At 58.5% G+C, this 12,842-nt stretch carries 10 protein-coding genes; 4 read left to right on the plus strand and 6 right to left on the minus strand.

The genetic code is table 11. The features are described from left to right. Positions 1-50: 50 nt before the first annotated feature. The 3 genes from DKW72_RS14450 to DKW72_RS14460 form a co-directional block, all read right to left on the minus strand. Complete coding sequence (locus DKW72_RS14450) at positions 51-1,589, minus strand: cellulase family glycosylhydrolase (protein ID WP_111643090.1); 1,539 nt, start codon at positions 1,587-1,589, stop codon at positions 51-53. Between the two features lie 166 nt (positions 1,590-1,755). Beyond that, the gene (locus DKW72_RS14455) at positions 1,756-2,544 is read right to left on the minus strand and encodes an SDR family oxidoreductase (protein ID WP_111643091.1); all 789 of its coding nucleotides are present in this window, start codon (positions 2,542-2,544) and stop codon (positions 1,756-1,758) included. Between the two features lie 57 nt (positions 2,545-2,601). After that, positions 2,602-3,897 (minus strand): hypothetical protein, encoded by a 1,296-nt coding sequence (locus DKW72_RS14460; RefSeq protein ID WP_157960507.1) that lies wholly within the window; start codon positions 3,895-3,897, stop codon positions 2,602-2,604. 355 nt (positions 3,898-4,252) lie between these two features. Here DKW72_RS14460 and DKW72_RS14465 point away from each other — a divergent pair, with 355 nt between their 5' ends. Then, the gene (locus DKW72_RS14465) at positions 4,253-4,459 is read left to right on the plus strand and encodes a cold-shock protein (protein WP_111643093.1); all 207 of its coding nucleotides are present in this window, start codon (positions 4,253-4,255) and stop codon (positions 4,457-4,459) included. A gap of 99 nt (positions 4,460-4,558) precedes the next feature. On the opposite strand, the gene DKW72_RS14470 is transcribed toward DKW72_RS14465, so the two are convergent. Next, positions 4,559-4,774: a hypothetical protein gene (locus tag DKW72_RS14470; RefSeq protein ID WP_111643094.1), complete on the minus strand. Its 216-nt coding sequence runs from the start codon at positions 4,772-4,774 to the stop codon at positions 4,559-4,561. A 96-nt stretch (positions 4,775-4,870) separates the two neighbouring features. Between DKW72_RS14470 and DKW72_RS14475 the strand changes: the two genes are divergently transcribed. Next, on the plus strand, positions 4,871-5,506 hold the full coding sequence (locus DKW72_RS14475; RefSeq protein ID WP_111643095.1) for a DUF1826 domain-containing protein: 636 nt from the start codon (positions 4,871-4,873) through the stop codon (positions 5,504-5,506). An 89-nt stretch (positions 5,507-5,595) separates the two neighbouring features. Beyond that, complete coding sequence (argS, locus tag DKW72_RS14480) at positions 5,596-7,341, plus strand: arginine--tRNA ligase (RefSeq protein ID WP_111643096.1); 1,746 nt, start codon at positions 5,596-5,598, stop codon at positions 7,339-7,341. On the opposite strand, the gene DKW72_RS14485 is transcribed toward argS, so the two are convergent. Further along, complete coding sequence (locus tag DKW72_RS14485) at positions 7,342-8,745, minus strand: MBL fold metallo-hydrolase RNA specificity domain-containing protein (protein ID WP_111643097.1); 1,404 nt, start codon at positions 8,743-8,745, stop codon at positions 7,342-7,344. 191 nt (positions 8,746-8,936) lie between these two features. On the opposite strand from DKW72_RS14485, the gene gcvP reads away from it, so the two are divergent. Next, complete coding sequence (gcvP, locus tag DKW72_RS14490) at positions 8,937-11,849, plus strand: aminomethyl-transferring glycine dehydrogenase (protein WP_111643098.1); 2,913 nt, start codon at positions 8,937-8,939, stop codon at positions 11,847-11,849. A gap of 79 nt (positions 11,850-11,928) precedes the next feature. On the opposite strand, the gene DKW72_RS14495 is transcribed toward gcvP, so the two are convergent. After that, a complete protein-coding gene (locus DKW72_RS14495) occupies positions 11,929-12,705 on the minus strand; it encodes a MerR family transcriptional regulator (RefSeq protein ID WP_198411373.1) in 777 nt (258 codons plus the stop codon). Positions 12,706-12,842 lie beyond the last annotated feature (137 nt).

The following is a 12,842-nucleotide window of genomic DNA, read 5'->3' on the forward strand; positions in this document are numbered from 1 at the left end:
CGGGCATACAGAGTATACCCGGCTTTGTCGCTTGGTTGCGATTGAGAGGGTCAGTCCGCGGTGCCCAAAATCACCTGAATCAGTTCCGGTTCGATCTGAGCGCCGGTGTGACGATCAAACAGCGCGAAGCCGAAGTTTCCGGCCCACCCGTTATCCCAGTACACGGGCACCAGACCGTGTTCAAGGGCAGAGGCGGTGATGTACTCGTTCCAGTAGCGGCGATAGATTTCGTGATCCGGCACGTTCGGACGCGAGATCACGCCGTACTCACCCAGAATCACACCGATACCCTGATCCACAAAGTGGGTTTTCATACGCAGGAATTGCGTATCTACCCAGGGCTCGTCAGCCCAGGTTTCCGTCGCGCTCGGGTCGGTGGCAATGCTGCCCCACTGGGTAATGTCGCTGCTTTCATTGAGCGTGAAGTTGTAGGGGTCGTAGTAGTGAACTTCCATCAGCAAACGGTCATCGGCCGGATCGTCGGGAATTTCGGCAAAGTTGACGGTGTGGTCGATGTTGGTGTTGAAGCCCTGCACGATCAGGTAGCGATCAGCGTTGTTGCCGCCCGTGGCGCGCACGGTATCCACAAAGGTCTGGTTGAAGCTGTTTTGCACCGTGTAGTACTCCTCGGTGGGGGTACCATAGTCACCCTCGACCATCACTTCGTTGGTGCCTGCAAACAGCAGACGATAATCGTAATCTTCAAAGTGCTCGGCAATCTGTGTCCACATAATCGCCAGACGGTTGTTGACGTACTCTTGATCCGCATAGGTGGGCTGCATCCAGCCACCATCCCAGTGGATATTCATCATGACATAGAAATCGGCGTCCAACGCGTAGTTGACCACCTCTTCAACACGGGCCATCCAGTCACTATCGATAATGTAGTTTTGCTCGTCGGAAAACACACTCCAGGCCACGGGGATGCGAATGTTGTCGAAACCGGCGTCACGCACCGCGTCGATCAATTCGCGAGTGGTGGGCGGATTGCCCCAGGCGGTTTCGCCGCCAACGGCTTCCAGGGAGTTGCCCAGATTCCAGCCAATACCCATCTGGTAGGTCAGCTCAACACTGCTCAGGCCGTCAGGCGTGCCACCGTTGCCATTTCCATTTCCATTTCCATTTCCATTTCCATTGCCGTTGCCATTTCCATTGCCGTTGCCGTTGCCGTTGCCGTTGCCAGGGTCAGTATCATCACACAAGGTGCCCGATAGCTCGGGTATTTCGGTACCGGCCTGATGACTGATCTGGAGGCCAAAGATGGCGCTTTGCCCCGGCTGCAAGCTGGCGTTCCAGCCTGCATCGACAGCCGTGTAAGGGTTATCGCCGCTGAGTTGGGCATTCCAGTGATTGTCGATCGTGGTGTGCTCATAGCTCCAGCTCACGCTCCAGCCATCAACAGCTGTATCGGTGGTATTGGTAACCTCTACCTCGACCACCGCACCGGCGCCCCAATCATTTTGAACCCGGTATTCACACGCGCTCGGCTGAGCCACGGCGGATGCTGAAAAGCTCGCGCTGAACGCCACAAAAAGTGCGAGTGTCGCACCTAACCACTGACGGTATTGTCGTAACAGTAAATCGCACATAATTTTTTCTCTCTCTATTCTCAGTGTGTGGAAACGGTTACATCACCACGCAGTATAAGGAGCCTGAAAATGATGAGAAGAAACTCACGCGCCATCTGTGAGAGCGAGTTCACAGAATAGAAAAAATTATCTGATTTTTAAGATAAAACAGAATTAAAGGAAAACTTCAGTGCCAGTTGTTCATTGCGGACACACCCCCGAGCGACCAACCACCATCCACCGGCAGCACCGCGCCGGAAATATACCCTCCCCACTCCGATGCCAAAAGTACACAAATCCGACCAATATCCTCGGGCGTCCCCAGACGGCGCAAGGGCACCGAGTCGACCACCGCTTGGCGCGCCTGCTCGCTGGGCGCCAAGCGTGCCATACCTTCGGTGCCATCAATGGGCCCGGGCATCACCGAGTTGACCCGAATACCCTCCGGCCCCCACTCCAGCGCCAGGGACCGGGTGAGCATATCCACACCCGCCTTGGCCGCACAGACATGAGATTGAGCGATCAGAGCCACCGCGGCCTGGGGCGCGGAAATATTGATAACGCAGCCACCCGGTCGGCTCAAATGCGGGTACACCGCCTGCATCACGTGAAAGGTGCCCAACAGGTCGATATCCACGACTGACTTGAAGGCATTGGCGGACATGTCCGACGCCAGCGCCGGAAAGTTGCCCGCGGCGCCCGAAACCACCACATCCAGGCCGCCCCACTCCTCGCCTAATTGATCAACCCCTGCCTTGATGGCCTCGGCATCGCGCACGTCGGCGCAAAAGCCCCGCGCCTCAGCCCCGAGCTTTTGCAGGGCCACAAGAGTGTCCTCGACCTTCTGCTCGGTACGGCTGGCCACCGCCACCTTGGCACCAGCTCGGGCAAAGCACTCGGCAATACCTCGGTTAATACCGCTGGTGCCGCCGACCACCAATACTCTTTGACCGGTTAACGCTACCGTCACACTCATAAATCCTCCTCGCTCTAGCCCCCAATGATCAGCTGAGTATAGCGAAGGTATGGGTCACTATCTGAGATAAGCCTCGGCGATATCGGCATAGGTCACGGGCATGGTCAGGTGGCCCCCGCTTTGGTAAATCTGCAGGCGCAGCGAATGGTCACCCAACTCGCGGATACGCCCCTGCAGTTGCCGGCCACTTCTGAGTCGTAGTTCAACCTCTGCATTCAGGTGCCGACGCAGCTCTTCGACCGCGATTGGCCCGGTACTCTCGGGCGGCTGCTGAGCGCTGGCCGGTGCGCCTGACTCGGAGTTCGTCAACGCCGGGCTCTGAGCCCGACGCCGCTCGCGTCGCTCGGCTTGCTGAGCCTCATGGCCGATGACCGCCAGATCAAACCGACCCACGTCACGGCGGTTAACGTCCAGGGAAATTTGCAGCTGGTACATCAACAGCTCTGCTGACGTGCCCGCCAGCTCTGCCAGGCCAAGCCGCCCTTGAGGAGTCACACGAACGCCAATATGTTGGGGGTTCTGCAAAAATTGCCGATAGGCCGTGGTCAGATTGGGGCCCGCTTCAAAGCCCGCCATCTTCCAAACCCCTTGCCAGGCCTCCAGATGTTGCTCGAGGAACGCTTCCCGGCTCAGGCCGGTTTCCGCCTGACAAAAGTCGATGACGCGACCGGCGTATCCCCGATCCTGGTACTCCAGGTCCACAGAGTGCAGTTGAGCCTGGGCCATCGACATTGCGATGGCTTGCATACCGGTCGAGCGAGCCCCCAGGAAGAATTCCGCCTTCAAGGCCACATCGTTCATAGCGTGAGAATGGGTGCTGATGCTTAGCTCCATCAACTCACCGCCGCCGATGAGCCGATAATCCATGTGGTTGTCCATCACCAGCGTGCTGTAGCCCATGGCAACCAGGTCCTGGGCACTGAAGTCGGTGCGGTCGCCACAGCCAGCGGCGGCAAAACTACCGCCGCTGTCGCCCATCATGAAGTCGAGCTCGTTGTAACCGCTCCCGCCCAGGGGCAGGCGCATCCCTTCGATGGATAGACCCAACTGTTCCGGGAAGCGGTCTTTGCGGACAGCCATTGCCAGGCGATGGACACCCAACATGCTTCCGGTGCGCACTACTAGCCGGTCGATCTCGAGTCGCTCGCCCTGCGCATACAGACGTAAACCGTTGATGCGAATATCGCCGCCCGGTGTAATGCGCGTACCGTCGTACTCCAGAGAGCCACCCATGGCTGCCATGAGCCGGGCGGCATCATCCAGGTGTTTATCCACCTGGCGCCCGTAGTAATAGTTACCCCCAAAAATCACCACAATAACAACCAACAAGCATCCTACTATTACGCGCTTCATATCATCCCTCGATTTTATAAATTTGCTTATTCTACCCCGACAGTGAATTCCGGACTACTCGCACCAACGGGCTGACGCCGAAGCGACTCGGGGCCTCTGCAGTCATTGAATCCGACGCCTCGCCCCAGGCCCGGCCTGCCACAAGGGATACGAAAAGCGTTGACAAGGCCTACAGACCCTGTACTATGGGTCGGGTTAGGAAGTTCTGATTTATATTGTAAAAACCCGTTCGAGTCCCTGCCAGTAGCTAGCAACTCAGTCGCACGTAATCGTCCTGTCTTTTTTAAGTAATAGAATCTTTCCAGCACTACCGGTCCACAAGGGCCAATCTCAATATTTTTATTTAGGTACGATTATGTCAGCAGTTACTGGTACAGTTAAGTGGTTCAACGAAGCAAAAGGTTTTGGTTTTATTGAGCAAGAGTCTGGTGCAGACGTGTTTGCTCATTTCAGCGCCATTACCGGTTCAGGCTTCAAAACCCTGGCTGAAGGCCAACGTGTTAGCTTCAATGTGACTCAAGGCCAAAAAGGCCCGCAAGCCGAGAACATTCAAGCTATCTAAGCATTGCGCTTAATAGTTTTGAACGCGGGGCTCCGGCCCCGAGGTTCTTAAAAAGGCGGCCCCCGTTAAGGGGCCGCCTTTTTTGTGCGCACCCCTCCCTCAGTTCAGTTCCTCCAACGCCCGCTCAAACCAGGCCAGCGTCTGACGCCGATGACCCTCGCCGTACAACTGAACGAATCCTGCTGTCATATGATCACGGCTGTCGTTCAGCGCCTTGATTCGCTCGCGAATATAACGCTCCGTCAAGGGGATACCGCAGGTGTGGGTAATACAGTGCCGCCATTCCTCATAGCGCTGTGGTATTAAATCTGACATGGCCTACTCCCGAAATTTCGAACCGTGTCCCGGTTCAACTCATATTCATTATGTTATATCATAACTATTCCTACTCAACCAGACGGCAAGCTCTCCATGACCCGATACCCCGATGCCCTGACGGCTCCCATCGCCATTGTGGGAGACCAACCCGAGTGCCTGACAGAGATCTTTCGCAATGACGTCAACCTCGCGGTTTGGCAGCGCACTCTGAGCCCCGAGATCGCCGGGTTTGCCGAGGCTTTTGCGCTGCGGGCAGGCACACTGGAACGGTTTGTCAGCCTGGAGCACACCCGAGGCGCGGCCGGGATACTACCTGACTGGGCATTGGCACTGCCCCATGCCGAAGCCTGGCTGGAGGACGTAGCGCAGCTCGTCGCCATGTATCGCTGCCTGTTTGAGCCTGCCGCCGTGGGGCTGCGTCTGCACCTGATCAAGTCCACGATGTGTCCGCGCTTCCATGTGGACCGTGTCCCCGCCCGACTGCTGTGTACCTACAGGGGAACCGGCACCGAATGGTTGTCCGAACCCCAGGTCAGGCGCGCAGACAAACCCGGAGCATTACCGGAGCAGGTCGTGGAGCCAGAGCACATTCAACGTTTATCCTCCGGCGCCGTCGCCCTGCTCAAGGGCGAGGCCTGGGAGGGCAATGAAGGGCGCGGTCTGGTTCATCGCTCACCCGCCAATGAGGGCGAACCCCGGCTGATCCTGGGCCTTGACTGGCTCGGCTAAACCGATCGGCCAAAGACCGTCCGCTCAGGATGACAGGTGCCCATCGCGCCGGTACAATTCGCGTTCATTTAAAAGCGACCCCATCACTTATGAACATCCGCGAACTCCTGAACGACAAAGTCCAGCAGGCTATGCTGGCGGCCGGTATTCCCGCTGAATGCAAGGCCCTGGTGGCGCCATCCAAAAAAGCCGGCTTTGGCGACTATCAAGCCAACGGCGCCATGGGTGCCGCCAAGGCGACCAAGAGCAACCCGCGCGAGCTGGCGGGCAAGATCCTTGAGCACCTGGCGCTGGACGGAATCGCCGCCAAGCTGGACATCGCCGGTCCGGGCTTTATCAATATCCACCTGGATCCGGCCTGGCTGGCCGAGCAGCTGAGCACGGCTGAGAAAGACCCTCGCCTGGCCATCGCCCAGGCCAGTGACGCCGAAGCCCAGACCGTGGTCATCGACTATTCCGGCCCCAACCTGGCCAAAGAGATGCACGTGGGCCACCTGCGCTCCACCATCATCGGCGATGCCCTCGCCCGCCTGCTGGAGTTTCAGGGGCACAATGTCATCCGCCAGAATCACGTGGGCGACTGGGGCACCCAGTTCGGGATGCTGATTGCCGAGCTGGAGGAGCAGTTGGGCAAAGAGCGGGACGCGGAAATGGCCCTGCAGGACCTGGAAGTTTTTTATCAGCAAGCCAAAAAGCATTTCGATCAGGACGAAGCCTTCGCCCACAAGGCGCGCGACTATGTGGTGCGCCTGCAATCCGGCGACCCGGAGATTCTGAAACTGTGGGAAGAGTTCCGCACGGTTTCCCTCCAGCACAGCAAAGAGATTTACCAGAAGCTCAACGTCACCCTCACCGACAACGACGTGTGCGGCGAGAGCTATTACAACGATGACCTGTCAGTGCTGGTCAAAGAGTTGCAGGACCAGGGACTGGCGGTCGAGGACCAGGGTGCCCAGGTGGTCTTTCTGGAAGAGCTCGCAGACAAGGACGCTAACCCTTCCCCGGTAATCATACAAAAGCAGGGTGGCGGTTATCTCTATGCCACCACCGACCTGGCAGCGCTGCGCTACCGCGCCGGGCAGCTGGATGCGGACCGGATCATGTACTTTATCGATGCGCGCCAGTCCCTGCACATGCAGCAAGTGTTTATTACCGCGCGTAAAGCCGGGTTTGTGCACCCGGAGGTGAGCCTGGAGCACCACGCCTTTGGCACCATGATGGGCAAGGACGGCAAACCCTTCAAAACCCGTACCGGCGGCACCGTCAAGCTCGCACAATTGCTGGAGGAGGCGGTCGAGCGTGCCGCTCAGGTGGTGCTCGCCAAAAGTCCCGAGCTGGACCCGGAAGCGGCGGCGGAAATCGCGCGCAAAGTGGGTATCGGGGCAGTCAAATATGCGGACCTGAGCAAGACCCGCACCAACGACTATGTGTTCGACTGGGACAAGATGCTCAGCTTCGATGGCAACACCGCGCCCTACCTGCAATACGCCTACACCCGTATTCAGAGCATCTTCCGCAAGGCTGACGTAGAGCCCGGGAGCCTGTCGGGGGATATCAGCGTGGCCGCGGAACAGGAGCGTGCCCTGGCTATTCGCCTGCTGCAACTCAGCGAAGCCCTGGAACAGGTCGGCCGCGAGGCGCAGCCGCACCTGTTGTGCACCTACCTGTACGATATCGCCAGCCTGTATATGGCCTTTTACGAGCACTGCCCGATTCTGAAATCGGACGTGCCCGAGGCGCTGCGCACCAGCCGCCTGCGCCTGTGCCATCTGGTCGCACAGACCCTGGCGACCGGGTTGGAGCTGTTGGGCATCGAGGTCATGGACCGCATGTAATCAGAAGTGCACGGTGGCGCCCTTGGCCGCCACCGTCGCTTCAATGCGCGTGTGCTCCCACAAGGCTTCGGCCAGCGTGTCGAGCGCCTTTTCTTCCCCGTGCACCAGATAGAATTTAGGCTTATTGACGAAGCTGCCCGCCCAAGCCAGCAACTCCGACTGGCCCGCATGCGCCGAAAAACCCCCGATGGTATGAATCTGGGCGCGCACATACACCTCCTGGCCGAACAGCTTGATCAGCTTGGCGCCGTCCACCAACATCCGCCCCAGGGTTCCGCGCGCCTGAAAGCCGGCAAAGACCACATGGGTATTGGCCTTCCACAGGCGGTGTTTGAAGTGGTGGCGAATACGCCCCCCGGTACACATACCGCTCCCGGCGATAATGATCGCGCCGTTTTTAATACGATTGATCTGAATCGACTCATCCACACTTTCAGTCACCGACAGACAGGGTAAAAAGTCTTTCAGGGTACGGCTTTTGTACTTGGCCAAGAGTGCCCGGTCGTCCCGGTCCCAGGTGCTGCGAAAGTCTTCATAGACCTCCGTGACCGCCTTGGCCATCGGGCTGTCGACAAACACCTGCCAACCGTCGAGCTTGCCCTGTTGGTACAGGTGACCGAGCTGAAACAGCAACTCTTGAGTACGCCCCACGGCAAACGCCGGAATCAACACATTGCCCTTGCTCGCCCGGGCTTCAGTCAAGACCTGCTCCAGTTCCGCCACCGTCTCGGCAAAGCCCCGGTGATCCCGGTCGCCATAAGTGCCTTCCATCAACACCACATCGGCCTTTTCCAACCGGGTCGGATCGCGCATCAGCGAGGTCTCCGGGTTGCCCAGGTCGCCGCTGAATACCAGGGTTTTGCGCTGATTGCCCGGACCGACACCCAACTCGACCACCGATGCACCGAGAATATGCCCGGCATCGTAAAAGGTCAGCTGCAGTTGATCGCTGACCCGGGTGAGCTCGCCGTAGGGGATCGCCTCACACCGGTTCAACACCTCGGCCACATCCTCGCGGGTGTAGCGCGCCTCCAGCAGGGGCTTGCCGGCGCGCTCACGGCGCAGGTTGTCGTATTCCAGGTCGCGCAAGTAAAGCCCGGCGGCATCTTCCAACAGAATTTTCAGCAGCCGTTGCGTCCCCGGCGTGCAATAGATGGCACCGCCAAAGCCCTCGCGCACCAGTTGCGGCAGCAGCCCGCTGTGGTCCAGATGGGCATGAGACAGAATCACCGCGTCGATACTGGCGGGCTTGAACGTGAAACCCGGTTGCTCTGAGGGCTCGCCCTGCAACATGCCGCAATCCAGTAAATAGCGCTCACCCCCGGTTTCCAGGAGGTGACAAGAGCCGGTCACTTGCTGGGCAGCACCCAGGAAGGTAATTTTGTGGGGTTTATCGTCGGTCATGGGCATCCTTAGGCTCACCGTTGTGCTTTTTGACAATCCTAGCACTTCGACAGACAAACGGGACCCGATCCAGGTCAAACAAGCCCCGGATTGATTGCCGTAACCGCCTGTGATTGCTACTATTGCGGCCTTCCCTGGCGGTGCCGAGCGCCCGCCCCGTCCGTAGTCCAGCCAGAACGAGCACCCCGTCTATGTCCGCTGATTTTCGCACTGCTTCGCTGTCCCAACTGACGGGCCAGGATGAGTTTATCCAGCGCCATATCGGCCCCGACGCCGAGCAGGCCCAAACCATGCTTCAGGCCCTGGGCCTGGCATCCATTGACGAGCTGGTGCGCAAAACCGTCCCCGCCGGTATCCGCCTGGACGGCAGGCTGGCACTCAACGGCCCCAGAACCGAGGCCGAGGCACTGGCTGAGCTACGCGCTATCGCGGGCAAGAACAAGCTCTTCAAGACCTATATCGGTATGGGTTACCACGACACCCACGTGCCCAACGTCATCCTGCGCAACGTGCTCGAAAACCCGGGCTGGTACACCGCTTACACGCCCTACCAGCCGGAGATCGCCCAGGGTCGGCTCGAGGCCCTGCTCAACTTTCAGCAGATGATCATGGATCTCACCGGCATGGAAATGGCCAACGCCTCCATGCTCGACGAGGGCACCGCCGCCGCCGAAGCCATGGCCATGTGCGCGCGCCAGAACAAAAAGAACCGCTCCACGACCTTCTTTGTCGACGCCGACACTCACCCCCAGACCCTGGCCGTGATTCGCACCCGCGCGGAGCACTTCGACATTGAGGTGGTCACCGGCAGCGCCGATGAGCTGGCGAGTACCGAGTGCTTCGGCGCCCTGCTCCAGTACCCCGGCTCCACTGGCGCTGTGCGCGACCTTACCGACATTATTGCCCAGGCCCACGACAACAAGACCCTGGTCACCGTGGCCACCGATCTGATGGGCCTGATGCTGCTCAAATCACCCGGCAGCATGGGAGCCGATGTGGTAGTGGGCACCAACCAACGGTTCGGTATCCCCATGGGTTTTGGCGGCCCTCACGCCGGTTTCTTTGCCTTCCGGGAAGCGTTCAAGCGCTCGGCGCCGGGACGGATCATCGGCGTATCCGTCGACACCAAAGGCAAGCCCGCCCTGCGCATGGCCATGCAGACCCGCGAGCAACACATCCGCCGCGAGAAAGCCAACTCCAACATCTGTACCAGTCAGGTGCTGCTGGCGGTGATGAGCGTGTTTTACGCCATCTACCACGGCCCCGAAGGCCTCAAACGCATTGCCGAGCGCATCCACCGGCTGGCGGCGCTGGTATCCGAAGGCTTGAGCGCCAAAGGCTTTATCGTGGTACACGACAGCTACTTCGATACCATCACCGTGGATATGGGCAGCGCCAAAAAACAGGAAGGCATCTACCAGGCGGCACTGATTCACGAGATCAACCTGCGCAAGGTCGACGAGACCCGTCTGGGGATCAGCCTCAACGAAACCACGACCCTGGACGACGTCAGCCGTCTGCTCAACGTTTTCTGCGCTGGCGACCACGCCCTCGATCTGGAAGCTATGGATGCCGAGCTGGCAGCCCAGGGCACGCCGGGCATCCCCGCGTCACTGAAACGCACCGACGCCGTGTTGACCCACCCTGTGTTTAACAGTTACCACAGTGAAACCGAGATGCTGCGCTACGTTAAGCGTCTGGAGAGCCGGGATGTGGCCCTGAATCACTCGATGATTCCGCTGGGCTCCTGCACCATGAAGCTCAATGCCACCGCCGAAATGATTCCGGTGACCTGGCCCCAGTTTGGCAAGCTGCACCCATTTGCCCCCCTCGAGCAGACCCAGGGCTATCAGGCGCTGTTTGAGGAGCTGCAGAACCTGCTCAAGGCCTGCACCGGCTACGACGCCATCAGCCTGCAACCCAACGCCGGCTCCCAGGGCGAATACGCCGGTCTGGTGGCGATCAAAAAATACTTTGAAAGCAAAGGCGACACCGAGCGGGATATCTGCCTGATTCCCGCTTCAGCCCACGGTACCAACCCGGCCTCCGCCCAGATGGTGGGCATGAAGGTGGTAGTGACCGCCTGCGACAGCAAAGGCAATGTGGATCTGGCCGACCTTCAAGCCAAAATCGATACCTTTGGCGAGCGCATCGCCTGCATCATGGTCACCTACCCTTCCACCCACGGGGTGTTTGAAGAGGGCATTACCCAACTGTGCGACATGATTCATGCGGTCGGCGGCCAGGTGTATATCGACGGCGCCAACCTCAACGCGCTGGTGGGCCTGGCCGCGCCCGGTCAATTCGGCGGCGATGTCTCGCACCTGAACCTGCACAAGACATTCTGCATCCCTCACGGCGGCGGTGGCCCGGGCATGGGCCCCATCGGTGTGGGCGCCCACTTGGCCCCCTTCCTGCCCGGCCATCCGATCTCCGCGGTGCCGGGCACCAATCCGGCCAACGGCACCATTTCCGCGGCGCCCTGGGGCTCCGCCAGTATTCTGCCGATCAGCTGGATGTATATCAAAATGATGGGCGCCGAGGGCATGCGCAAGGCCACCGAAATCGCCATTCTCAACGCCAACTATGTGGCCAAACGCCTGGGCGACCACTACCCCATCCTGTACAAGGGCAGCGAAGGCTTTGTGGCCCACGAATGTCTGCTCGACCTGCGCCCGCTCAAAGAGGCGAGCACCATTACTGAGGAAGATATCGCCAAGCGCCTCATGGACTTCGGCTTCCACGCCCCGACCATGTCCTTCCCGGTACCGGGTACCCTGATGATTGAACCCACCGAGTCCGAATCCAAGGCCGAACTGGATCGCTTCTGCGACGCCATGATCGCCATTCGCCGGGAGATTGCACAAGTGGAAAGCGGTGAACTGAACGCCGACCAGAGCCCCCTGCGCCACGCGCCCCACACCCAGGACGACGTGCTTACGGACAACTGGGAACGCCCCTACAACCGCGACACCGCCGCGCGCCCCGCGAGCTGGCTCAAGATCCACAAGGTCTGGCCGAGCGTCAACCGGATTGATAACGTCTACGGGGATCGCAATCTGATTTGTTCCTGCCCGAGCCCGGAGGCTTACACAGAGGGCTAATTGATTGATAACAGCCCATTTCCAATATCTAGAGACGGAGGGTGGCTAACCCGGCCACCCTCCAGCACCGCCAAACCGGCTAGCTCTTCAATCTGGTTTCTGCAAAGTACCTCCACGCTTCCCCAAGGCGTCTTGCATAGTCGTCGTGGTAAAAGCTATAGAACTCCTGTGTCGCTTCGTCGTTCGCTAAAAAATGAGAAGCTTTCAGAGCTGTATCGTAGTCGAGTTCAACGCCCTCCTCTGCAAAGCTGGCCATTTTACTTATCATATCGTGATGACGCTCGGCCAAGCGCTGAACCTGTTCCGACTCCACCGGAAGATGGATGACATTGACAAAATCCTCAGCAAATCGATCTCCCTCCTCCTTCAGCGCCCTTGCTTCTTCTGAGCTGAACCCCCCAAGTAAATCTTCGGTAATACCTTCAAAACTCAGGTCAAACCTGTCACGCACAGATTTTTCATAATCTGCTATCTTCTCTTTCGGTAAGCCCTCAAACATAATATCCACGTTCTGCTTAGACTGAATACTTTTCATAGTGACCTCAAGGCTGTCAATCATGCGTTGAATTTGCTTTTGTCGTTGCCACAACAAGTCTCTCTGGGAGTTCAGTGCCTTTGCCTGGTTATCAGCATCCAGATCTAACAGGCGAGTTATTTCCTCAAGAGAGAAATCAAGATCCCGATAAATAATGATCTGCTGAAGCCGAACGGCGTGTTTCCGGTCATACTCCCTATAACCGTTCTCTTTCCGCCATGGTTTCAGAAGGCCCACCTGATCGTAATGGTGCAACGTTCGTACGGATACCCCCGCCAACCGACTCAACTCACTGACGCTGTAGATACGCTCATTGTCCATACGGCTACTCTCCTGAATGTTGTAATCATCGACCTTGAGCATCTTGAACGCTAACGTTACGTGACAGTCAAGGATCCTTTTCTGAGGGCGAACCCTACGGCCAAAATACCGCTCATTGACGGCAGAAACCTTACAAA

The organism is Marinimicrobium alkaliphilum (genome assembly GCF_003259155.1).
Taxonomy (GTDB): domain Bacteria; phylum Pseudomonadota; class Gammaproteobacteria; order Pseudomonadales; family Cellvibrionaceae; genus Marinimicrobium_A; species Marinimicrobium_A alkaliphilum.

Excerpts from the sequence above, each read along its gene's own strand:
- DKW72_RS14450 (WP_111643090.1), bottom strand. The coding sequence starts at position 1,589 with ATGTGCGATTTACTGTTACGACAATACCGTCAGTGGTTAGGTGCGACA.
- DKW72_RS14455 (WP_111643091.1), bottom strand. The coding sequence starts at position 2,544 with ATGAGTGTGACGGTAGCGTTAACCGGTCAAAGAGTATTGGTGGTCGGC.
- DKW72_RS14460 (WP_157960507.1), bottom strand. The coding sequence starts at position 3,897 with ATGAAGCGCGTAATAGTAGGATGCTTGTTGGTTGTTATTGTGGTGATT.
- DKW72_RS14465 (WP_111643093.1), top strand. The coding sequence starts at position 4,253 with ATGTCAGCAGTTACTGGTACAGTTAAGTGGTTCAACGAAGCAAAAGGT.
- DKW72_RS14470 (WP_111643094.1), bottom strand. The coding sequence starts at position 4,774 with ATGTCAGATTTAATACCACAGCGCTATGAGGAATGGCGGCACTGTATT.
- DKW72_RS14475 (WP_111643095.1), top strand. The coding sequence starts at position 4,871 with ATGACCCGATACCCCGATGCCCTGACGGCTCCCATCGCCATTGTGGGA.
- argS (WP_111643096.1), top strand. The coding sequence starts at position 5,596 with ATGAACATCCGCGAACTCCTGAACGACAAAGTCCAGCAGGCTATGCTG.
- DKW72_RS14485 (WP_111643097.1), bottom strand. The coding sequence starts at position 8,745 with ATGACCGACGATAAACCCCACAAAATTACCTTCCTGGGTGCTGCCCAG.
- gcvP (WP_111643098.1), top strand. The coding sequence starts at position 8,937 with ATGTCCGCTGATTTTCGCACTGCTTCGCTGTCCCAACTGACGGGCCAG.
- DKW72_RS14495 (WP_198411373.1), bottom strand. The coding sequence starts at position 12,705 with ATGGACAATGAGCGTATCTACAGCGTCAGTGAGTTGAGTCGGTTGGCG.